The following is a 21655-nucleotide window of genomic DNA, read 5'->3' as shown; positions in this document are numbered from 1 at the left end:
CCGCGGCCGGGACCGGCGGGTCTCCGGCCGCGGCGGGCCCGGTGAAACGCACAGTTGAGCGCCACATTTAAGCGGCACAGTTGAGCGGTGGCGCGGACGCGTGGAGCGGCGGGCCCTGTGTGGAGCGGTGTGCCAGGGCGGAGCGGTGCGCCAGAGTGAACCGAGCGGATCAGCCCGCGTCGGCCACCGCCTTGCTGACGGCGTTGGGGCCGTCGTACTCCCTGTCCGGGATCTTCCGCAGGGCGTCGAGCACGGTGTCGTCCGCGCCCTGGTCGCGGGCCGTCTCGATCAGGTCGCTCTTGCCCGCCGGGTAGTCCACGCCCTTGAGGTGCTTCTGCAGCTGGATCGGATTCGGGACGTCGGCCATGACATTCCTCCCGTTATCGACGGTAGTGCTCCTACTTCCCGATTACCCCTCAGCTCCCACGCCACTCAGGGCACGGCGCGCGTATGCTCGCACGTCGGCGTCGGAGTCGCGCAGCGCCCCCGCGAGGGCGTCGGCCACCTCGGGCCGCCGCGCCCATCCGGAAAGGGACAGCACCGCCGCCTTGCGTACGTCGAGGTGGGGGTCGCCGAGCGCGGCGGCGAGCGGCCCGGCGGCCACCGAGGGCTCCGCGGCGGCCAGGCCCCGCGCCGCGCCCACCCGTACCTGCCACGCCGGGTCGGCCAGCGCCCGGACGGCTCCCGCGTCGAGCGCCTGTCCCGCCTCCCCCGCCGCCTCAAGCGCGGCGGCGCGGACCAGCGGGTCGGGGTCGCCGGCGAGCCGCACCAGCGTGCCCGACGGCTTGCCGATCGTCCCCAGGCCCCTGGCGACCCACACCCGCACCTCGCGGCTCGCGTCGGCGGCGGCGAGCGCCACCCGGGCGTCGTCGTCGAGCGAGACGAGCCCGCGCACGGCCTCGATCCTGACCCGGGCGTCCTCGTCGGCCAGCGCGCGCTCGAACACCTCGGCGTCGCCGAGGCGCAGGGCGCGCAACGTGTCCAGCGCCGCCGCCCGCACGGCGGGGTCCCCCTGCCGCTCGCCGTGTCTATCGGAGCCCTGGCGTACGGCGCCGCGCAGGAGGGCGCCGAGCCGCGGGGTGGCGGGCAGCACCTCCACCAGCTCACGCAGCCCGGTGACCGCGGCCCGCCGTACGGTGCCGTGGGGGTCGTCGAGCGCCTCCGCAAGCACCTCGCCCACCCCCGCGGGGGCGGTCTCGGTCAGCGTGGCGATCGCGGCCCGCCGCACCTTCGGGTCGGGGTCGGCCAAGTAGGGCGTGATCTGGCCGAGCGTGGGCTGGTCGTCGGCCAGGCGCAGCAGCTCCAGGATCCGCGGGGACCGGCCGACGGCCTTCACGGCGAGCCGGCCGCCCGGCCCGCGCCGCTCCGTGACCGGCGCGCCGTACGCCCCGAGGACGACCGGCTCGGCCGGGCGGGGGACGAAGCCCTCCACGGGCACCAGGTACGGCGCGACGGGCCGCTTGACGAACTCCATCGCGCCGTCGGCGTTCCTGCGGAGGTTGAGGTGGAAGAGCCACTCGTCGTCGTCGCGCCGCGGCAGGTCGGCGCGGTCGTGGTAGAGGCCCCACCGGCTCTCGGTGCGCACCAGCGAGGATCGGGCGGCCATCTCAGCGCAGTCGCGGATGAACGTCACCTCGGCGCAGCGCATCAGCTCGTGGGGTGTGCGCGCGCCCATGCCGGCGATCTCCTCGCGCATCCGCTCGAAGGTCTCCAGCGCGATCTCCAGCTTCGCGCCGGTCTTCGGCGGCGCGACGTAGTCGTTGACGAAGCGCCGCAGCTTGTACTCGACCTGCGGCTGGGGTGGCCCGTCCGGGTTGCGCAGCGGCCGGTAGACCAGCTCGTGCGCCTCGGCGATCTGGTCCTCCGGCAGGGCGGCCCGCGCCGTGTCACCGGCGAGCCCGGCGGCGTAGCCGGTGGCGTGCGCGCCGGCCAGGTCGCCGAAGACGAACGCGCCGATCATGTAGTTGTGCGGGACGCAGGCCAGGTCTCCGGCGGCGTACAGGCCGGGGACGGTGGTGGCGGCGTTCTCGTCCACCCAGACCCCGGAGGCGGAGTGGCCGCCGCAGAGCCCGATCTCCGAGATGTGCATCTCGACGTCGTGGGTGCGGTAGTCGTGGCCGCGCCCGGCGTGGAAGGTGCCCCGGGTGGGCCGTTCGGTGGTGTGGAGGATGCCCTCAAGAGCGGTCAGCGTCTCGTCCGGCAGGTGGGAGAGCTTCAGGTAGATCGGCCCCCGGGCGGAGGCGATCTCCCTGGCCACCTCCGCCATCATCTGGCCCGACCAGTAGTCGCAGTCGACGAACCGCTCCCCCTGGCTGTTGACCTGGTAGCCGCCGAAGGGATTGGCCACGTACGCGCAGGCGGGGCCGTTGTAGTCCTTGATCAGCGGGTTGATCTGGAAGCACTCGATCCCGCTCAGCTCCGCCCCCGCGTGGTAGGCCATGGCGTAGCCGTCCCCGGCGTTGGTCGGGTTCTCGTAGGTGCCGTAGAGATAGCCGCTCGCGGGCAGCCCGAGCCGGCCGCAGGCGCCGGTGGCGAGGATCACCGCGCGGGCGGAGACGGTGACGAACCGGCCGGACCGGGTGTCGAACCCGGCGACACCGACGGCCCGGCCGTCCCGGGTCAGCACGCGGACCGGCATGACCCGGTTCTCGATCCGCACCCGCTCCCGGATGTCCCGGCGGCGCAGCACCCGGTAGAGCACCTTCTTGACGTCCTTGCCCTCCGGCATCGGCAGGACGTAGCTCCCGGAGCGGTGGACCCGGCGGACGTTGTACTCGCCGTACTCGTCCTTCTCGAACTTCACGCCGTAGCGCTCCAGCCGCCTGACCATGTCGTAACCGCGGGTGGCCGTCTGGTGGACGGTGCGCTGGTCCACCACGCCGTCGTTGGCGCGGGTGATCTCGGCGACGTAGTCCTCCGGGGTGGCCTTGCCGGGGATGACCGCGTTGTTCACGCCGTCCATGCCCATGGCGAGGGCCCCGCTGTGCCGTACGTGTGCCTTCTCCAGCAGGATCACGTCGGCCCCGTGCTCGGCCGCGGTGATCGCCGCCATCGTGCCGGCCGTGCCGCCGCCCACGACGAGCACCTCGCACTCCAGGTGGAGACGGTCGGCGAGGGACGGGATGTCCATCGTCGTCTGCGGGGTCACAGCTCCTCCAGAATCCGGGCACGCAGCGCGGCCCGATCAGCAGCCAGATCAGCGCCGGTCTTCGGGCCGGTCTTCGGGCCGGTCTTCACGCCGTCTCCTCTCGGCGCGGGCACGTCCAGTACGGCCCTGACTCCTGTGCGGCCCAGGACGACGACGCGGTCGCCGAGCAGCAGCGCCTCGTCCACGTCGTGGGTGACGAAGACGACGGTGGCGGGAGTGTCGCGCAGGACCCCCACGAGCAGCCGTTGCATGCCGGCTCGTGTCTGCGCGTCGAGCGCGCCGAACGGCTCGTCCATCAGCACGGCCCGGGGAGCGCCCACGAGGGCACGGGCGAGCTGCACCCGCTGGCGCATCCCGCCGGACAGCTCCCGGGGGAGCCGCCGTTCGAAGCCCGCCAGCCCGACGCGCTCGATCCACTCCCCGGCGGCGGCCGCGCGCTCCCGCCTGGGCACCCCGCGTACGGCGAGCGGCAACTCCACGTTGCCGCGCACCGTGCGCCACGGCAGCAGGCCGTCGTCCTGGAACACCATGGCCCGGTCCGCGGACGGCCCGGCCACCTCGGCGCCGTCGGCCACGATCCGCCCGGCGTGCGGCGGCAGCAGGCCCGCCAGCCCGCGCAGCAGGGTCGACTTGCCCGACCCGGACGAGCCCACGACGACGAGAACCTCGCCCGGGGCGACATCGAGCCCGATGTCGCGCAGCACCGGTTCGCGGCCGTAGCCCAGGGCGAGCCGGTCGAGCGTGAACGCCATGCCGGTCCGCCCGCCGGTCCGCCCGCCGGTCCGCCCGCCGGTACGAGCGTCCGCCGTAGCGGCCGGGGAGTCGGCCGGGGCGCCGGTCCGGGCGTCGATTCGCGTGCCGGAAAGGGTGTCAGCCGGGGCGGCGGGCCCTGTGACGGGGTCGCCGGCGCCGTGGTGGCCGATGCCGTGGTGGCCGTCGTCGCGGACACGGCCGGTGCCGACGCCGGGTGTGCCGACGTCTCCGGTGCCGAGCGTCGTCATGCTCCGCTCCCTTCTGCCCGGGGCAGCCAGCGGGTGAGCCGCCGTCCCAGCCGCTCGACCGCCGCGGAGGTGAGCCAGCCGAGCACGCCTATGGTCGCCATCCCGACGATCACGCCGGGGTAGTCGACGACCGTGTACGCCCGCCAGGTGCGGTAGCCCACTCCCAGCTCGCCGGAGATCATCTCGGCGGAGATGACGCAGATCCAGGCGACGCCCATGCCGACCGACAGCCCGCCGAAGATCCCGGGCAGCGCGCCGGGCAGGACCACGTTCGCCAGCACGTGCCGCCGTCTGCCGCCGAGGGTGCGCACGGCGTCCTCCCACAAGGTGGGAAGGGCCCGCACGGCGTGACGCGTGCTCACCATGATCGGGAAGAACGCCGCTGCGAACGTGATGAAGACGATGCCCTGCTCGTCGGTGGGGAACAGCAGGATCGCGATCGGGACCATGGCGATCGCCGGGATCGGCCGCACCACCTCGATGGGCGGGAGCAGCACGTCCGCGAACCTCCGTGAACGGGCGACGAGCACGCCGCACGCCACGCCCAGCAGGGCCGCGAGGGCGAAGCCGGAGAGGATGCGGATCACGCTCTGGGCCAGGTCGAGGTAGTACACGCCGGTCCCGAGCTGCCGGGTGAGCTCGGCGGCCACCTCGGCGGGCGAGGGCAGCCGGTCGAAGCGCAGCCCGATCCTCGCGTCGGTTGCCGTGAGGACCTGCCACACCCCGAGGACGGTCAGCAGCGACGCCGCCCTGATCACCCAGCTCGAACGGCCGGGCCCGCCCCCCGTCGTACGGGCCGCACGCCTCTCGCCGTCGGCGGCGGCCCGCATGGGGGCCGCGGCGGTGACGCCGGACGCCACATCACCGGAAGCGCCGGACGTCGTTCCGGTGTCGCCGGACGTCGTGCCGGTGGCGCGGATGACGCTGGTCATCGGGCGGCACCCCCGGCGGCGGCCTTGAGCGCCTCGGCGTACGTGACCTGCTCCGTGTCCGGATGGCCGTCGAGGAAGGCGCGTGCGCCGTCATCGGTGGTGAACGGCAGGAACCTGTCGTCCTCGGGCGCCGAAGGGTCCTTCACCCAGACGGCCTTGTCGGCGAACCAGTGCGTCCCGGTCGACGCGTCCGGGACGTACGCGGCGCGGACCGTCCTGCCCGCCCGCTCGGCGGCGGCGACCTGCCGCAGGAGGCAGGCCGGCGTGGCGGCCGGGTGAGTGGCGGTCTCTCCCGCGAGCCAGACCTCCCCCGCCTTGCCCGGGCCGGACACGGCGACGCCGCAGGTGTCGTCGCGGCCCGTGACGGCCGCCGCGTTGGCGGTCGAGGCGGTGTCGGCGTCGTAGGCCGGTCCGTACGCCGTCCTCAGGTAGGCGTCGTTGACGAAACGCTTCACGTCCACGTCCTGGAAGTCGGTGCCGATCTTCTTCAGGTACGGCGCGTCGTGTTCGAGCGCGGCGGTGAGCCGCGGCTTGAGGGTCACGTCGAAGGTCGAGATGCCGCCCCGGCCGTTGTAGAGGTAGACGACCTCGGCGGGCAGCCCGGTCGCCTTCGCCACCGACTCGGCGGCCTCCACCGGGTGCGCGTGGAGGTAGTTCGTGGCGTCGATCTGCGCCTGGAGGAACGCCTTGACCACGTCGGGGTGCTTGGCCGCGTAGTCGTGCCGTACGACGACGCCGTGGAACGTCGGCACGTCGAGCGCGGAGCCGTCGTAGAGGAGGCGCGCCTGGTCCTTGAACACGAGCAGCCCGGGCCAGGCGACGAACTGCGCGTAGCCCTGGACGGCGCCCGACTGGAGCGCCGAGGCGCCGACGGGCGGGAGCTGGTTGACGGTCTCCACGTCGGCGGCCGGGTCGAGACCGGCTCGCTCCAGCGCCTGCACGAGCGTTCCGTGCCCCGCCGAGCCCGCGCTGGCCGAGACCTTGCGCCCCTTGAGGTCGATGAGCGTCTTCGCGTGCGACGACTGCGGGACCACCACCATGTTGAGCCCGCCGCGCAGGTTGTAGCCGGTCACCGAGACAAGCTCGGTGCGCGCGGCGGCGATCCCCTGGGTGCGCGAGGCGTTGATCAGCAGGGGGTAGTCGCCCATCGACCCGATGTCGATCTTCCCGGCGACCATCTTGGCGGTGATCGGCGCGCCGGTGTCGTAGTCCTGCCACTCGACCCGGTGGCCGGCGCCGAGCCGCTTCTCGAAGAACCCGAGCGAGCGGAGCAGGGTGCCGGCGGTCACCGTGTTGATGGTCTTGGACTGGTAGCCGATGACGACGGCGCCGTCGCCGGAGCCGTCCGCTCCGGCGCCCGAGGCGGCGCTGAGCGAGCACCCGGCCGACGCGGCGGCGAGGAGCGCCACGATGGCGGCGAACGTCTTGCGCATCGAGGTGGCCCTTCTATCGCAGCAGGTAGGGGATGTTGACGGTGACGGCGTCGGCGGGGCAGCGGTCCGCGCACGGGCCGCAGTACCAGCACTCGTCCACGTGCATGTACGCCTTGCCGGTCTCGTCGCTGATGGCCAGCGAGTCGAGGGGGCAGACGTCGACGCAGAGCGTGCACCCCTCGATGCACAGCGACTCGTCGATCGTCACCGGAACGTCGGCGCGGTTGCTGACCAGGCTCATGGCGGGCTCACTCTCCTTCGGGGCTTCTGCGGAGGTGGCCGCGCATGGTCAGGCGGTCGCCGCGGAAACGGATGAACTCCAGGTCGACGGGCCGGCCGTCGGCGAGGTGGGCGAGCCGCTCGACCATGAGCAGCGCGGCTCCCCGGGGCGCCTCCAGGACGGCGGCGGTGTGGGCGTCGGCGTTGACGGCCTCGACGGTGAGCTCGGCCATGCCGAGCGGCTGGCCCGCGATGCCTTCGAGCAGCACGAACAGGTCGTTGTGCACCAGGTCGGCGTCGAAGAGCGGCTCGCCCACGTCCCGCACCAGGTAGGTGAGGTCGAGCGAGAGCGGCAGGCCGTTCAGCCGGCGCAGCCGCTCCACGTAGACGACGGACTCCCCCGGCGGCAGGCCGAGCCGGTCCAGCACCGCCGCCGGGGGCTCGACGAACCCCATGGCGCGGACCTGGTTGACGACCCGGCCGTGCTCGCTCAGCGTCTCCGCCAGCCCCAGCAGCCGGTGCAGGCCGTGGGGGTACTTCTCCGCGGCGACCGTCGTTCCCACCCCGGGACAGCGCTCGATCAGGCCCTCGTCGCGCAGCAGGTCGAGCGCGGCCCTGATCGTGTTACGGGACGCGCCGAACTCCCTGGCGAGGGCCGCCTCCAGCGGCAGGTTCCCGTCGCCGAACCGCCCGTGCACGATCTCCCGCCGCAGCAGGTCCGCCACCTGCCGGGCGCGGTCGGCCCTCGGGCGCCGTGTGTCCGCCAGCTCCATGCCTTTACCCTAGCTAGCAGGTAGGGAAAGTTGGATAACGCGGAGATTGCGCCACTTCCGGACGGTTTTACGGGGCCACCACCTGCACTTTTATTACGATTCCGTATAGAAGTGCCAGTTCCGTGCAACGTGGGGTTGTGAGGGTAGCTGGCGCTGCGTGCCTCATGCCCACGTGCTGGCCGCACAGGATCTGCGGCTCGATGTCAACGTCCTGGACTACGCGATCCTCGCCCTGTACTTCCTCGTCGTACTGGGCATCGGCTTCGCCGCCAAGCGGGCCGTCAAGACGAGCCTGGACTTCTTCCTCTCCGGCCGGGCTCTTCCCGCCTGGATCACCGGCCTCGCGTTCGTCTCCGCCAACCTCGCCGCGATCGAGATCCTGGGGATGGCGGCGAACGGCGCCCAGTACGGCCTGATGACCGTGCACTACTACTGGATCGGCGCGGTCCCCGCGATGGCGTTCCTCGGCATCGTGATGATGCCGTTCTACTACCGCTCGAAGGTGCACAGCGTCCCCGAGTTCATGCGCCGCCGCTTCAACGGCGCCACGCAGCTGTTCAACGCCTCGACGTTCGCCGTCGCGCAGATCCTGATCGCCGGGATCAACCTGTACGCCCTGGCCCTGGTCATGGAGGCGCTGCTCGGCTGGCCGCTGTGGTTGTCGGTCATCGTGTCGGCCGCGATCGTGCTGGGATACATCACGCTGGGCGGCCTGTCCTCGGCGATCTACAACGAGGTCTTGCAGTTCTTCGTGATCATCGCGGGGCTCGTCCCGATCGTGGTGATCGGCCTGATCCGGGTCGGCGGCTTCTCCGGGCTCGGCGAGAAGGTGCGGCAGAGCGCCCTCGGCGACGGCGGCATGCACACCTGGGCCCAGACGGCGGGCACCGACAACCCGCTGAGCGCGAACTGGGTCGGCATCGTCCTCGGTCTCGGCTTCGTGCTGTCGTTCGGCTACTGGACGACCAACTTCGCCGAGGTGCAGCGGGCGCTGTCGGCCCGCAACACCAACGCCGCCCGGCTCACCCCGATCATCGCGGCCTACCCCAAGCTCCTGATCCCCGTCGTCACGGTCATCCCCGGCCTCATCGCCCTCGTGCTGTTCAGCGACCTCGGCAAGCCGGGTGGCCCGGTGTACAACGAGGCCATCCCGCTGCTGATGGACAAGTTCCTGCCGAACGGCGTGCTCGGCATCGCGGTGACCGGCCTGCTCGCGTCGTTCATGGCGGGCATGGCCGCCAACATCAGCGGCTTCAACACCGTCTTCACGTACGACATCTGGAAGTCCCACGTCAACGGCGACCATCCCGACGAGTGGTACGTCAGGCTCGGCCGCATCGCGACCGTCGGCGGCGTCGTCGGGGGCATCGGCACGGCCTTCATCGCGGCGAGTTTCAACAACATCATGAACTACCTGCAGTCGCTGTTCTCCTTCTTCAACGCACCGCTGTTCGCCACGTTCATCATCGGCCTGTTCTGGCGCCGGATGACGGCGTGGGCGGGCTTCTGGGGCCTGGTGACCGGCACGGCCGCCGCGTTCGCGTCGTACATCCTCTACAAGGCAGGCGTGATCGACTTCCGCACCGAGCTGAACGCGAGCTTCTGGGGCGCGGGCATCGCCTTCGTCGTCAACGCGATCGTCTCGGTCGTGGTCACCCGGTTCACGGCGCCGAAGCCGGAAAGCGAACTGCGCGGGCTGGTCTACGGCCTCACCGACGCCTCCATCCAGGACGACGCCATGAGCGGGGACGCCGCCTGGTACCGCTCCCCCGTCGTCCTCGGTGTCGGCGCCGTCGTGCTCGCCGCCGCGTTCTACCTGCCCTTCATCTAGCCGTCACCCAGGAGGTTCGCCATGGCCGCCCCGAAAGGGCTCTTCGACATCCGCCGGGTGATCGGCGGTCTGTTCCTCGTGTACGGAGTGATCCTCACCGTCGTCGGCCTGCTCGACGGCGCGCAGGCCGTCCAGAAGGCGGAGGGCGTGCGCATCAACCTGTGGGCCGGGATCGCCATGCTGGTGGTCGGCGGCGTCTTCCTGCTCTGGGAGCGCCTGCGGCCGCTCGACGCCCCCGCCCCTTCGTCCGACGACGCCGAGTAGCCGCCCTGAGGGGCCCGGCTCGGCATGCCGCCCGGCCGGGCTCTTCTTTCGTGGTCAGCGCAGCTTTTGCGGTCAGCGCAGCTTTTGCGGTCAGCGCAGCTTTTGCGGTCGGTCGGCGGGCGGCTTTTCTGGTCAGCCGGCGGGGGGCGCGGGGGTCGGTGACGGCACGGGGCTCCGCTCCCCGGCCGCGTTCTCCCTGGCGGCTTCCGGTGCGGGGTGCTCCCCGCGCCGCCGTACGGACGGCTCACCGGCGGCCATACCTCGGGTGACGACCACCGGAGGGACGATCACCGCGGGGATCGACGCCGTCGTCCCGTTGGACACCATCGCCGTGCCGTACACGGTCCTGCCGCAGGCCAGGTCGACGGCGAGCCGGGCCGCGCTCCCCGCCTCGGCCGCGATGGACGTGTAGACGGTCGCCGCCTGAGCGCCGTCGAGCAACCGGCGGGTGGCGCCGGGCCCGGGGCCCTGGCCGACCAGCGGCGTCCCCTCCGGGATCCCGGAGACCGCCATGACGGCGGCCACCTCGGCGGCCATGACGTCGCTCGCGCAGCAGACCCCGGCGACCGTGCCGAGCGTCGCGAGCGCCTGCCGGGCCCCGTCAGCCGCACCCCGCGGGCTCCAGCCCGCGATGTCGCGCTCGGCGCCGATGGTCACCCGTCCGTCCAGCGCCTGATGCAGGCCCTTTTTCAGCTCCGCGGCGTCCGAGTCCCCCGGCGGGCCGTTCAGCAGCAGGACCGGCCCCCGCCGGCCGCCGATCGCGCGAAGCAGCGCCCGGCCCTGCGCCTGGCCGACCTGGACGCGGTCGAACCCCGCGTACGCGTCCACCGGGCCGTTCGCCATCCGGTCGTACGCGACCACCTTGGCCCCCATGAGCTTGGCCCTGGCCACGATCTGGGCCGTCGTACGGGGGTCGACGGGGTCGAGGATGACGACCCGGACGCCGTCGTCGAGCATCGCGCGCATCTGCCGCTCCTGAGCGGCGCGGTCGCCGTGCGCGTTGGCGGCGACGATCTCGCAACGCGGGCACAGCGAGGCGACGGCCCTTGTGATGAGGGGCCTGTCGTACGTCTCATAGCGGTCCACCGGGGCCGCCCCAGCCCTCTCATCCGTCTGGCCGGTCCGGGATCCGCGGCCGGCACGGTCGCGATTGGTCATGTCCCGATCGGCCGCGTCTCGGTGGGTCATGCCCCGATCGGTCGCGTCTCGATCGGTCGCGTCTCGATCGGTCGCGTCTCCGGGGAGCAGCAGGCCGATCCGGAAGCCTTCGTGGAGGGTCCCGACCGCGCCGAGCCCGTCGTCCTCCTTGCTTGTGCCGCAGCCCGCGAGCGCGCCCAGAAGAACGAGGCACGCCCCTGCCGCCGGCAGCCGCCCGGGGGGCCGTACCCGCCCTGTCCGCCGTTTCCGCCTGCCTCGTCGTCCCGCCACAGACAGCCCCCTTTTGCGTTGTCACCCCGCCCAGCCGTACCCGGACATTTAGTACACAACGCGCGGGCATACTTCGCAGAGGGGATCAGAAGGGTCGTTCTTGGCGGTGATCACCCGAACCTCGCCCGCATCGCTACCGGTACCCGACCCTCGCGAGTTCGCTCCGAGCGAAGGCGCGAGTCGCGTACCTGAGCGATCCACTCGGCGCGAGTTGTGAGAGACTCCAGCATTGCGGGGCGGTAGCTCAGCCGGTCAGAGCATCGGACTCATAATCCGTGGGTCGTGGGTTCAAGTCCCACCCGCCCTACTCATGAATATAGCCCCTGAGCTGCGATTTCTCGGTGAATCGCGATCTCGGGGCGAGCAGCAGACGGCCGTTGGCCGCTCGCCGGTTGCTCTTGGGCACGCGGCGGGCAACCCATAGATCATTCAGGCGGCCTTCGCTGGCTCAGACCGAGAACACGGTCAAGAGAAGACCATCCCTGGCGCCCATCCGGCCTCGATCTTCTTACGTCGGCATATACATGACCAAGAGCTGTCTGTGCCCGCTCGGCGAAAATCGTCTCCACCGCACCGGAAGACAGACAATCCGCTGGCTGGTTCGACCGCTCGGCCGCTTATGCCCCTGTGCCTCTTCGGTGGACATCCGAGCCTCGGGCATGCGGCGTGACCCACTTGTTACTTACGGCTCAGGGAAGCCATTCGGATCGGTAGTCCTGGTGCCAGTCGTAGGCGGCGGCTTCCAGTCGGAGGAGGTGCTCGGCCTGGACGTGCTCACCCACGTCGATCCAGCCCCCGGCCGCCACATGGGCAAGGTACTTCAGAGTGCGTTCCGCGAGATGATGTCCCTTTCGTCGGTGGGGTTGGGATAAGTCGGCCGATCGGAGGCTCGCCGTTCGGGCTATGGGCGCGGGACACGGTTGAGTGAACAATCCCGGCTCGGTTTCGACGAGGATGCCACTGCTGGCCAGGCGTTTGAGCTTGGCGCGGACGTTCTGGATGTTGGGCGGCGCGCTCGTGCGGTGACCCACTGGCTGAATTGTCGGTGTGGTCCGGCAGGATCTCCGCATGGCAAACGATCCGTTCGCCGGGCTGAGCGACGTCCGGTGGAGCCGCATGCGTCACGCCTACGGCGCCGCCACCGAGGTCCCCGAGTTGCTGCGCGGCCTCGCCGACCCCGATCCCGCCGTACGCGAGACGGCCCTGGACGGCATGTACGGCGCCGTGCACCACCAAGGCGACGTCTACCCGTGCACCCTGGCCGCGATCCCCTTCCTCCTCCGCATCGCCGGCGCCCCGCACCTGCCCGGCCGAGCGGAGGTGGTGGAGCTGCTGGCGAGCATCGCCTCAGCCGAGGACCCCGCCGAGCTGAGCGGGCCGTACAAGAAGGCCAATGGGGCCGTGACCGCCGCGTACCCGCTGTGGGAGCGCCTGCTCGACGACCCCGACCCGAAGCTGCGCAAGGCCGTGACCGGGCTCCTGGCCGCCTGCGTGGACCGGGCGCGGGCCGTGACGACGACCCTGACCGGTCGCCTGCGTAACGAGGACGACCCGAGCGTGCGGGAGGCCGTCGTGCGGACCGTGGGCGCGCTGGCCCGCTGCGAGAGCGGCGCGGAAGACGCACGCGACTGGCTGGGTCGCGTCCTGGCGATGGAGGTGGAGCCGCAGGTCAAGCTGGTGGCGCTGGCGGAGCTGGCCTCGCTGGGCGACGGCCCGGCGGTCGAGGTCGGCGACGCGCTCGACCTGCTCACCACCCTCTACGAGACCGGTACGCCCCCGGTCGCCCCGCCCGCGGCCTTTGAGACCCCCACCCTGATCGGCGCGCTGCGGCGGGAACGCGAGGCGAGCGACGTGGGCCGGCGCGCTCCCCAGGCGGGCGAGATCGTGCGCACCCTGTCCAAAGGCTTGGGCGACCGCGTGGACGACCGGGTACGCCTGCTGACGGCCCTGCTGCGCTCACCCGACGGGGAATGCCGCGTGGACGCCATGGGCCCCGCGCACGTCCTTCTCGCCAACTGGCGCGGCGACTACGCCGGGCTCGTCTCCGCGGTCGGCGACTGCGTACGCGACGGGCGCGGGAGGGGGCGGCCGGGCGCGGTCGCGATGTCGAGGGCGGCCGGCGTACTGGAGGATCTGGACGAGCTGGCGGCGCCCGCCGCGGACGCCCTGGCTGAGGTCCTGGCCGCCACGGAGAGGCGCGCGGCGTCCCACACGATGCTGGAGGACACGGAGCTGCCGTGGGTGATCGAATGGCCGGGCGACCAGCCGACAGTGAGCCCGGCCTTGCAGGCGTTCAGCGGCACGCGGGACGCCCGCGCGCTGCCGATGCTGGCCTGGGCGCTGGAGCGCGAGCGGATGCCGAGTGACGTGGCACAGCTCGTGGGCGGGTTCGGGCCGCGGGCCGCGCCGCTGCTGCCCCTGCTGCGCCGCCGCCTGCGCGACCTGCCCACGGCTGACCCACGCGACCTCCGCCACGAGAGCATCGCCTGGGCGTTGTCCAGGATCGGGCCGGGGGCCGCCGAGGCCCTGCCCGACCTGCTCGACCAGCCGGTCACCACGGGCCTGCTGGCGGCGTTCGCCGCGATCGGGCCGGAGGCTTCCGCGTGCGCCCCGATCCTGCGGGACGCCGCGGCCTCGCCCGATCGGGCCATGGCCATTCCGGCGGCGAAGGCGTTGTGGCTGGTCACGGCGGACGTGGGTGCAGCCCTCGCCGTCGCGGACCGCTACCTCGGCGGGGACGACAAGTACGCCCTACGGCCAGCGGTGGACATCCTCGCCGACCTGGCCCCGGCGCTGACGGAGCGGGACCGGGCCGCACGGGCCAGGCTCACCCTGCTGCGGCGGCTGGTCAGGCGCAAGGACCCGCACGGCTGGGTCCCGCTGGCGGCCGCCCGCGCCCTGTACCGGCTGACCGGCGACCCTGAGGTGCCGCTGACGGTGGTGCCGCAGGTGTGGGAGCTCAACAGGCACACCCGGACGGAGGCGGCCGAGCTCTGCGCGGAGCTCGGGCGGGCCGCCGCGGGCACCCGGCCGCTCCTGGAAGCCGAGCTGAGTCGGGTGCGCAGGCACAATGCCAGCGACGACGGATACGGCAGTGCGCAGATCGTCGACGACGAAAAGCTGCTCCGCCGCTGCCGGGAAGCGCTCGAAGCCGTGGGCTAGCTGTACTGACCACAGAGGTTGAGTACGGGGCGACACGTACCAGATGTTCTTGTAATGGGTGAGGGCCTTCGGGTTCGGTGTGGATTGCGACATCTGCACCAAGACCCGAGAGGCCCTCATGCCCCACCGTAATGCGCCGCTGACCGAACTGGGACGTCTTCGCCTGGCCCGATGTGTCGTTGAGGACGGCTGGCCGCTGCGTCGTGCCGCTGAACGCTTCCAGGTGGCGGTGACCACCGCCCGCCGCTGGGCCGAGCGCTACCGCATCCACGGCCCGGCCGGGATGGCCGACCGGTCCAGCCGCCCGCACCACAGTCCCCGCCGTACCGCCACCCGTACCGAACGCCGCATCATCAAGGTGAACCGTGCAGGGTCTCGTGGAGACTCTGATTTTCACTGGGACGGCGGCCTCAAGCAGGTCGGCGCACTCGGCGGGGGTGACGGCGTAGCGGGTGCCGGACAGTGCCCGGCCGAAGGACAACTCCATGCGTTTGGGATCGAGCGCCACAAGTAACCGAGCGAGACGAGCGGGGTAAGACTTGGCTTGCCGTGCGGTTAGGTGGTGATCAGTGGCAACGGATGTCCCATCCGGGATCGGTACTGTCGAAGATCTCGACGATGAACGGCTCAGGCCGGCCGGCCTCGAACCGGCTTGAGTGCTTCGGAGAGTAGACCGTCACGTAGGCGCGGCCGCCATCGACACCGGCGACGTTGAGCTTTTCGTAGTAGCGCGTGATCTCCTGGTCGGAGAGCCGGGTCCTGAGTGAGAACCTGACCAGGTAGTCACAGTGGTTCCCGTTCGATCGGAGTTGGACTGAACCCTGCGCGTCGTGGTCCGCGAACTCTGTGGAGGGGGGAAGTGGAAGGTTGTAGAAGCGCTCCGCGAAGTCGTCCAGTCTCCCGTCATTGACCCACATCGGAATCTTGATGAGGAGGAACACGCAGAGGATCGGTACTGCCAGCGCGATCAGGCATCCCATGGACAGTTTCCCGAACAAGGACGGCCGCCGAACCAGGTCCTGCGGGTCGATGAGGGGATTGGTCTGCATGGCACCTGCTCCGGCGCGGGTTAGGTCACGGGGTACACATCTTCCACCTCGTGAAGATCACGAGGCAAGGCCACACTCATCACGAGGAGCACCGTTCCGCCCGGGTCGTGCACAGTGGCCGGCACGCCGAGAACCGGGGACGAGGAGCCGAGAAGTTCGGCTTCCTCCTTCGTCGGCTTCCGTGCGGTCAGGCGTTCGCCGACGTGGTCGAACCGCAGATGCTTGACCGCCTGGAGGTGCTGACGGACCCCATGCCGCAGCGGGTCGGGCGTGTCCAGATCGGTGCCGAGGGCGACTTCCAGGGGAAACCACAGAGTCTCAGCCGCCGAGACCCGGTCGCTCTGTCTGGTCACGCGTTGACGGGAGATCACGGGGGTTCGCTCGTCGACACCCATAAGCTTGGCGACGTGCCGGGGGGCCGGCACCCGGGCAACGCTGACGATGTGTTCGGCGCTCTCGGGCTGCTCGGCCGTCGACAGGCCGGGCCGTACCCGCTCGGCGGGGCTTTCCGGGCGGCTCTTCACGACGGAGCCGCGGCCGTGTTCGCGCTCGATCCGGCCCTGCATGGCAAGGGTCTGACGCGCCCGCACAACGCAGCCGACAGCCACCGGAAGCAGCCCCATGCCACTGGTCGCGGAACATACGCGGAATGCTCACCGCCCCCTCTCCCCAGGTGAGCCCCGCCGTTTCAGCGCCTCGCGGAATGGTTCGAGGCCCATACGGCGAAGGACCCCGAGGGATCTCCCGGGGTCCTTCGTAGGGTGTGATCATGGGCGTTGACGCGGTGCTGGTGAGGGTCGAGCAGCATGGGACCAGCCCGAAGCGAAGGAAACTCGCTCCCATCGCCGTCGCACCAGACCCCAAGGATGTCTTCGTGCGTCTCGTCGGCCAGGTGCGCGGGCGCGGCACCCATCCGATGCTGGAACGCGTCGACCCGTATGGCAGCCTGATCCTTTCGCCGGCCGAGATGCCGCAGTTCCTCGCCGAGCTTGCCCGCCTCCCCACATCGGCCGCTCAGGACGTGGAGGCGATCCGAAGACTCGAAGATCTCGCCCGCAGATGCGCCGCCGACCCAGCGACAGAACTGCACCTCGACGGCGACTGAAGCCCTCACCCCGTGAGCGCTTCCAGGATGCGGCGGTTGGCCATCTCGCGTTGCCCCTCGATGCACTTGGCGTAGACCCTGAGCATCACGTCGACACCGGCGGCGAGCATGAGCGAGGCGGCCCGTGGCGCGGGTCGCGCAGGCGGACCGGCGGGAACTCGCCTGGTAGGCGAACCGGTTGGCGGTGGATGCAACGGTCGCCCGAGTTCGCCGGTGAAGACGGAAACCGCTGTCGCTCCAGTTTTAGCGGTACAGGGTCTTGCAGGGCACGGTGCGTTCGTCGTTGCCGGCGCGGGGCCTCGGACAGGCCCCATCTCCTCTATCAGGTGCTCGACGGCATCGAATGATCCGTTCAACCGCGAGAAGTTCGACACAGGCCTGGATGGTCCCGGAGCAGGCGCTTCCGGCTCTCGATCTCGGAGCCGCCGATACATCCTACGGATGATGTGTCCAGCACGCCTGAAAGTTACATAAGACCCAGGATTTCCCGCTGTCAATCCACGTGATGGGAACCGGAGAGCCGAAGTGATCCCATCTTTGCGGGAACCCTGAGCGTTGACAGGTGGGAGCCCGGGCCTTATGTGTGATGTCCGGCCATACCGTCGAACCGATACGACACCCCCATCACCAGGAGACAGCGTGCCCCCATCAAGCCGTCGGTTCCCGCGGAGGAACCGCGACGGCCTGAACAGCCGGGCAGTGACGTCTGCAGAGGGGCGGCACGATCACTGCGGGCGTGACGGACGGACGCCGGGGCGCCGCCGTTGGATGGCATCGCGGACGGCGGCCGGATGAGACACACATCGCACAGGGGATGCACCCGGAAGGATCACGCATGAATCGGAGCGATCTTCCTCATCGCGCCCGGCGGCCGATGAGCAAGTGGCCGACTGTGGTGGCGGCCTTGCTGGTCGCGACGATCGGGGCTCAGCCGGCTGTGGCGGCACAGCGGTCCGCATCGTCGGAGTCCACCGTGTCGAAGTCCGCCGCCTCGGTCGCCGCCGCCGCTGGGGACATCGACGGCTTCACCGCGGGCAATGCCGCGGTCGCCTCGGTCGATCTCGCCGGGACGTGGAGCTTCACCCCGGCGGGCCGGTCGACGACCTCGATAAAGGTGCCCGGAGGCGGCTGGTACAAGCAGGGGTTCACCGATGTGTCCCAGGCCGTGTACTCGCGTACGGTGACGGTGCCGGACTCGGGGCAGCCGCAGTCGACCTGGATCGAGTTCGGCGCCGTGAACCACCAGGCGACCCTGTCGGTGGACGGCCGGGTGGTCGCGACGCAGACCACGGCCTTCACTCCCTCGAAGTTCGACATCAGCGCCTACGCCGCCCCGGGCACCACTCATACGATCAGCGTCGACGTGAAGGGCCGCGGCGCGCTGAAGAACTCGGCGAACGGCAAGTACATCGTGCCCGTGGCCGCCGACTGGTCCGAGGCGGTCCCGCAGGGTATCTACCGCTCCGCGTTCCTGCGGGTGTATCCGGCCGTGTACGTTAGTGACACGTTCATCCGCACGTCGGTGGCGAACCAGACCCTCGGCTACGACGTGTGGGTGACCAACACCTCGGGCAGCGCTCGATCGGTGACGGTGACCGGCGAGCTTTCATCGGACGGCGGCGGGACGTTCACCTACCCCGCGCCGCCGGCTCGCACCGTGACCGTGGCGGCGCGGTCGACGGCCAAGGTCACGGTCGATTCCGTCCCGTGGAGCCTCGGCAGCACCTCGTACTGGTGGCCGAACGTCCCGTACCAGCCGGGATATCGAGCCCAGCTCCACCGTCTGAAGGTTCACGCGGCGACCGACGACGGCCGCACCAGTGACGCGACGTACCGGTTCGGGTTCCGCGAGACCACCCAGAACGGCGAGTACTACTCCATCAACGGCGTCCGGGTGAACTTCCGCGGCGACAACCTGCAGGGTGCCGACTACGACCGGGTCAACAACGGCGGCAAGGGCGACGCCTACGACACGCTGCCCGGCTTCCTTCCGCCTTCGTCGGGCAACGGCGGCTGGCCGCAGGCCGTGGACAACTACCAGCGGCTCAACTACAACGTGGTGCGCATCCACCAGGAGCCGGCCAGCCCGTACATGCTCGACGTGGCCGACGAGATGGGCATGATGATCATTGACGAGACCGGCATCCGCGGCAGCGCGCAGGACTTCGCCGCCGGGCACGACAACATGGTCAACCACGCCCGCGCACTCACGTTGCGGGACCGCAATCATCCCGCCGTCATCCGCTGGAGCCAGGCCAACGAGCCGACCTTCGGCAATGACTCCGAGCAGTTCGAGCAGGATCTCTACGCGGCGATGAACGGCAACGACGGCACCCGCCCGATCAGCCTCGACGCGGCGCCCGGTGCCGACGCACCCAGCCGGTACCCGAACATGAGGTACGGCAACTTCGCGGTCTTCGCGCACTACATCGACGGCGTCGGGACGTACGGGGAGCGGGTGGCCACCGTGACCGGCCGGCCCGACGGTGAGGGCGAGTACGTCTGGAACAAGTGCAACACCAAGCAGGGCTTCATGTGGTTCGCCACGGCGACGGCCGCCAAGCGTGGCAAGGACGCGGCCGACCTGCGCCCGTACACACTGCTGTCCGCGTGGGCCGGTTTCGTGCCCGGCGTGCGCACCACGGACTTCACCCCGGAGGAGGGCGGTCATCCGCTCTACGGCGCGGACAACCTGTCCGATCCCTGGAGCAACCCCCAGGTCCAGCGTGTCCAGGCCGCGTTCAACCCGGTCACGGCGATCGACCTGCCCTACTGGTCGGCGTCCGGGGCCTCCGACTCCAATGGCACCTTCCCGCTGCCGCAGGCCGTGACCACCTACGCCGCCAACACCTCCGTGACGCGCAACATCACCGTTTTCAACGACGACCTGCGCGGCACCTCGGTCGGATTCTCCTGGTCGGCACGGCTCGACCGGCCCGACGGCACCGTTGTCGCGTCGGGGAACACCACACTGAACATCCCGCTCGGCACGCGGGTCACCCAGCCGGTCACCTTCACCACACCGGCGAGCGGCTCACGGGTGTACCTGGTGCTGACGACCACCAAGTCGGGTGCCACGACGTTCAGTGACGCGGTCGAGTACTTCAATCTCGGGTCCGGTTCGAGCGGCCCGGTGTCCGGCGCGTCCTACCGCATCGTCAACCGCAACAGCGGCAAGCCGCTCGGCGTGGCCGGCGGGTCTTCCGCCGACGGCGCCAAGGCCGTGCAGCAGTCCGGTTCCGGCGCGTGGACCGTCACCAGCGGTCAGGGCGGTGCGTACACCCTGCGCTACGTCCCCACCGGCAAGGTCCTCGACGTCAACGGCAGCAGTACGACCCAGGGGCTGCAACTGCAGCAGTGGACCGCCAACGGCGGCACCAACCAGCTGTGGTACCTGAGGTCCACCGGCGACGGCTACTACACGATCGTCAGCTACAGCAGCGGGCTGCTGGCGGACGTGTACGGCGCGTCGACCTCCGACGGTGCCCAGGTCGTACAGTGGGCCGCCAACGGCGGCGTCAACCAGCAATGGCAGTTGATCCCTGCCTGATACCACCTGGTACGGCCCGGCCACAGCGGCCGGGCCGTGCCCTGCCGCCGTACCGGATGAGGTAGCCGGTAGCGTGCCGCCACGCGTGAGCTCACGGAGCCGAGGTCTGCGCCACGTACCACGCACGCGGCGAGGATGACGATCCCGGCATGGCTCAACGCCGCCCCGTCGCCGATCAACCGTGCCGGGTCGGCCGATAGGTCAGCACCTGCGTGTGGCCGTCGAAGGTCCGGGCCTCGAGCAGCTCAAGGTCGAAGTCGTCCGCACCGTCGAAGATCCGGTCCACGCCGGTCGCCCCGGAGATCACTGGGAAGACCGTCACCTCGATGACGTCGATCAGGCCGGCGTTCAGCAGCGCCCGGTTGAGCGTCAGGCTGCCGTGGGAGCGCAGCGGCACATCGGACTCGGCCTTGAGGCGCGTGACCACCTCGACAGGATCGCCGGTCTCGATGGTCGTGTCCGGCCACGCGAGCGGCTCGGTCAGCCGGCTGGAGAGCACCGTGACCGGGGAGTCGAACATGCGCGTGATCCACCCGTCGAACAGGCTGCGGTCGAAGCCCGCGTCAAGGAACGGCGCGTTCGACGAGTAGGTCTTGGCCCCGAGCACCATGCGCAGCGGGTCGCGGTAGGCGGCGGCGCGATAGGCGAGGAATTCGGGGCCCTGCTTGCCCCAGTAGCCGCCCCAGTCGCCGTTGTGGTTGGCGAAGCCGTCGAGCGTGGAGAAGATGTCGAAGGTGTACGTGGCGGTCATGGTGTCTCCTTGGGGGAAGTCGGCCGCGCGTCTCGCGGTGGCCTCACCCTTGCTACGAACACCACCGCCCCGATCCGACACGCCTCCCGGATTTCTTTCAGAACTTTCCGGGCTCATCCGATCCGAGTGTGTGGTGGTGTGATGTTCACCGGCCCAAACTCTCCTCGCCCGATCCACTCCCCTGCAGCCGCTCTCCCCCACCGTCACAGGCGCCGGCCGACGGTGAGAACGGCCCACCAGTGACGGGTGAGGCGTCCGTCCGGGCGTTCGGCGAGGCGGCGGCGTATCTCCTGATAAAGGTGCTCGCGCTTGGCCGGCTCCATCGCGATGTGGCCGGAGAACGTGTCGAGAAGTGCGATGTATTCGTCCGCCGTGTAGCGCAGGGCCCATACGTAGAGCTTCGTCCCGACCACCGCGAAATGTCCTGAGGCATCGAACTCGGCGGCCATGGGGTCGGTCCGCTCCTCGGGCGGCGGCCCTGGCCACGGGCCGTCATGCCTCTCACCGATCTCCTCATACACCTTCTGGATCTGGGTGAAGAACGGGTCGAAATCCGCCGGCATCGCGTGGTCGGCGTTCCATACGGCCAGGTGACCGCCCTGGGCGAGGAGGGCGGCTGCTTTCCCGTACTTGACCTCTGGGTCCACCCACTTCCATGCCGTGGCCGCGTAGACGAGATCGAAGCGGGCCCCCGCCTGCGGCTCCCAGTCTTCGAACGACGACGTGATCACGGAGACGCCGGCGAATCCGGCGAGCCGGCGCCGCGCCTCCGCCGCCAGGGCGTCGCCGAGTTCGATCGCGGTGATCCGGAAACCCATCCGCGCCAGAGGCAGCGTGGCTTTCCCCGGGCCGCATCCGACTTCGAGCAGGTGCGCGGGTGGCGTGACCCCCGTCATCGCCAGCAGGTCGGAATACAGCTCGGCCGGGTAGTCGGGACGCGCGTCTTGATAGATGGCGGCCGCTCTGTTGAAGGTTGCACGCAACCGGAAATCGCGGGACATGCTTCGAT

The 21655-nt window shown here is 70.5% G+C and carries 17 protein-coding genes, 1 tRNA gene and 1 pseudogene; 7 read left to right on the top strand and 12 right to left on the bottom strand.

Annotation, left to right across the window (positions count from 1 at the left end):
• Positions 1-169 precede the first annotated feature (169 nt).
• Genes AB0B72_RS04420 through AB0B72_RS04390 form a run of 7 tightly spaced genes read right to left on the bottom strand, consistent with a single transcriptional unit; the run spans position 170 to position 7506 of the window.
• Positions 170-367 carry a DUF2795 domain-containing protein gene (locus tag AB0B72_RS04420; protein ID WP_367736882.1) on the bottom strand — a complete coding sequence of 66 codons (198 nt, stop codon included), beginning with the start codon at positions 365-367 and terminating at the stop codon, positions 170-172.
• Positions 368-409: 42 nt separating this feature from the next.
• The gene (locus AB0B72_RS04415) at positions 410-3148 is read right to left on the bottom strand and encodes a fumarate reductase/succinate dehydrogenase flavoprotein subunit (protein ID WP_367736881.1); all 2739 of its coding nucleotides are present in this window, start codon (positions 3146-3148) and stop codon (positions 410-412) included.
• The gene (locus AB0B72_RS04410; RefSeq protein WP_367736880.1) at positions 3145-4149 is read right to left on the bottom strand and encodes an ABC transporter ATP-binding protein; all 1005 of its coding nucleotides are present in this window, start codon (positions 4147-4149) and stop codon (positions 3145-3147) included. Before AB0B72_RS04410 ends, AB0B72_RS04415 begins: the two co-directional genes overlap by 4 nt.
• Complete coding sequence (locus tag AB0B72_RS04405) at positions 4146-5081, bottom strand: ABC transporter permease (protein WP_367736879.1); 936 nt, start codon at positions 5079-5081, stop codon at positions 4146-4148. The genes AB0B72_RS04410 and AB0B72_RS04405 overlap by 4 nt, the downstream gene beginning before the upstream one ends.
• Positions 5078-6514 carry an ABC transporter substrate-binding protein gene (locus tag AB0B72_RS04400; RefSeq protein WP_367736878.1) on the bottom strand — a complete coding sequence of 479 codons (1437 nt, stop codon included), beginning with the start codon at positions 6512-6514 and terminating at the stop codon, positions 5078-5080. The genes AB0B72_RS04405 and AB0B72_RS04400 overlap by 4 nt, the downstream gene beginning before the upstream one ends.
• Positions 6515-6527: 13 nt before the next feature.
• Positions 6528-6755 (bottom strand): ferredoxin family protein, encoded by a 228-nt coding sequence (locus AB0B72_RS04395; protein WP_367736877.1) that lies wholly within the window; start codon positions 6753-6755, stop codon positions 6528-6530.
• A 7-nt stretch (positions 6756-6762) separates the two neighbouring features.
• Entirely contained in the window at positions 6763-7506 is a 744-nt protein-coding gene (locus tag AB0B72_RS04390) for a GntR family transcriptional regulator (protein ID WP_367736876.1), read from the bottom strand.
• A 157-nt stretch (positions 7507-7663) separates the two neighbouring features.
• Here AB0B72_RS04390 and AB0B72_RS04385 point away from each other — a divergent pair, with 157 nt between their 5' ends.
• Both AB0B72_RS04385 and AB0B72_RS04380 read left to right on the top strand, forming a co-directional pair.
• Entirely contained in the window at positions 7664-9337 is a 1674-nt protein-coding gene (locus AB0B72_RS04385) for a sodium:solute symporter family protein (protein WP_367736875.1), read from the top strand.
• A gap of 21 nt (positions 9338-9358) precedes the next feature.
• Positions 9359-9601, top strand: a complete 243-nt coding sequence (locus tag AB0B72_RS04380) for a hypothetical protein (RefSeq protein WP_367736874.1) — start codon at positions 9359-9361, stop codon at positions 9599-9601.
• A 132-nt stretch (positions 9602-9733) separates the two neighbouring features.
• On the opposite strand, the gene AB0B72_RS04375 is transcribed toward AB0B72_RS04380, so the two are convergent.
• Positions 9734-11029, bottom strand: a complete 1296-nt coding sequence (locus AB0B72_RS04375; protein ID WP_367736873.1) for a substrate-binding domain-containing protein — start codon at positions 11027-11029, stop codon at positions 9734-9736.
• A gap of 233 nt (positions 11030-11262) precedes the next feature.
• Here AB0B72_RS04375 and AB0B72_RS04370 point away from each other — a divergent pair.
• The 3 genes and pseudogenes from AB0B72_RS04370 to AB0B72_RS04360 all read left to right on the top strand — a co-directional run.
• Positions 11263-11336 (top strand) — tRNA-Ile (locus tag AB0B72_RS04370).
• Between the two features lie 761 nt (positions 11337-12097).
• Positions 12098-14191, top strand: a complete 2094-nt coding sequence (locus tag AB0B72_RS04365) for a HEAT repeat domain-containing protein (protein WP_367736872.1) — start codon at positions 12098-12100, stop codon at positions 14189-14191.
• 118 nt (positions 14192-14309) lie between these two features.
• Positions 14310-14552 (top strand): annotated as a pseudogene (locus AB0B72_RS04360) (leucine zipper domain-containing protein); the annotation flags it as partial.
• Positions 14553-14757: 205 nt separating this feature from the next.
• On the opposite strand, the gene AB0B72_RS04355 reads toward AB0B72_RS04360, so the two are convergent.
• Positions 14758-15240 (bottom strand): hypothetical protein, encoded by a 483-nt coding sequence (locus tag AB0B72_RS04355; protein WP_367736871.1) that lies wholly within the window; start codon positions 15238-15240, stop codon positions 14758-14760.
• A 20-nt stretch (positions 15241-15260) separates the two neighbouring features.
• On the bottom strand, positions 15261-15863 hold the full coding sequence (locus AB0B72_RS04350) for a UTRA domain-containing protein (protein ID WP_367736870.1): 603 nt from the start codon (positions 15861-15863) through the stop codon (positions 15261-15263).
• Positions 15864-16009: 146 nt separating this feature from the next.
• Here AB0B72_RS04350 and AB0B72_RS04345 point away from each other — a divergent pair, with 146 nt between their 5' ends.
• On the top strand, positions 16010-16345 hold the full coding sequence (locus AB0B72_RS04345; protein WP_367736869.1) for a hypothetical protein: 336 nt from the start codon (positions 16010-16012) through the stop codon (positions 16343-16345).
• Positions 16346-17180: 835 nt separating this feature from the next.
• The gene (locus tag AB0B72_RS04340; RefSeq protein ID WP_367736868.1) at positions 17181-19895 is read left to right on the top strand and encodes an RICIN domain-containing protein; all 2715 of its coding nucleotides are present in this window, start codon (positions 17181-17183) and stop codon (positions 19893-19895) included.
• Between the two features lie 175 nt (positions 19896-20070).
• Here the strand turns inward: AB0B72_RS04340 and AB0B72_RS04335 are convergent, their stop codons facing one another.
• Together AB0B72_RS04335 and AB0B72_RS04330 are read right to left on the bottom strand one after the other, a co-directional pair.
• Positions 20071-20646: a dihydrofolate reductase family protein gene (locus tag AB0B72_RS04335; RefSeq protein ID WP_367736867.1), complete on the bottom strand. Its 576-nt coding sequence runs from the start codon at positions 20644-20646 to the stop codon at positions 20071-20073.
• A gap of 203 nt (positions 20647-20849) precedes the next feature.
• A complete protein-coding gene (locus AB0B72_RS04330) occupies positions 20850-21647 on the bottom strand; it encodes a trans-aconitate 2-methyltransferase (RefSeq protein WP_367736866.1) in 798 nt (265 codons plus the stop codon).
• Between the last annotated feature and the right edge of the window lie 8 nt (positions 21648-21655).

It is taken from the genome of Microbispora sp. NPDC049125, assembly GCF_040802045.1.
Taxonomy (GTDB): domain Bacteria; phylum Actinomycetota; class Actinomycetes; order Streptosporangiales; family Streptosporangiaceae; genus Microbispora.
Note: the sequence above shows the minus strand (reverse complement) of the source record. Positions and strands in the feature narration are given on the sequence as shown.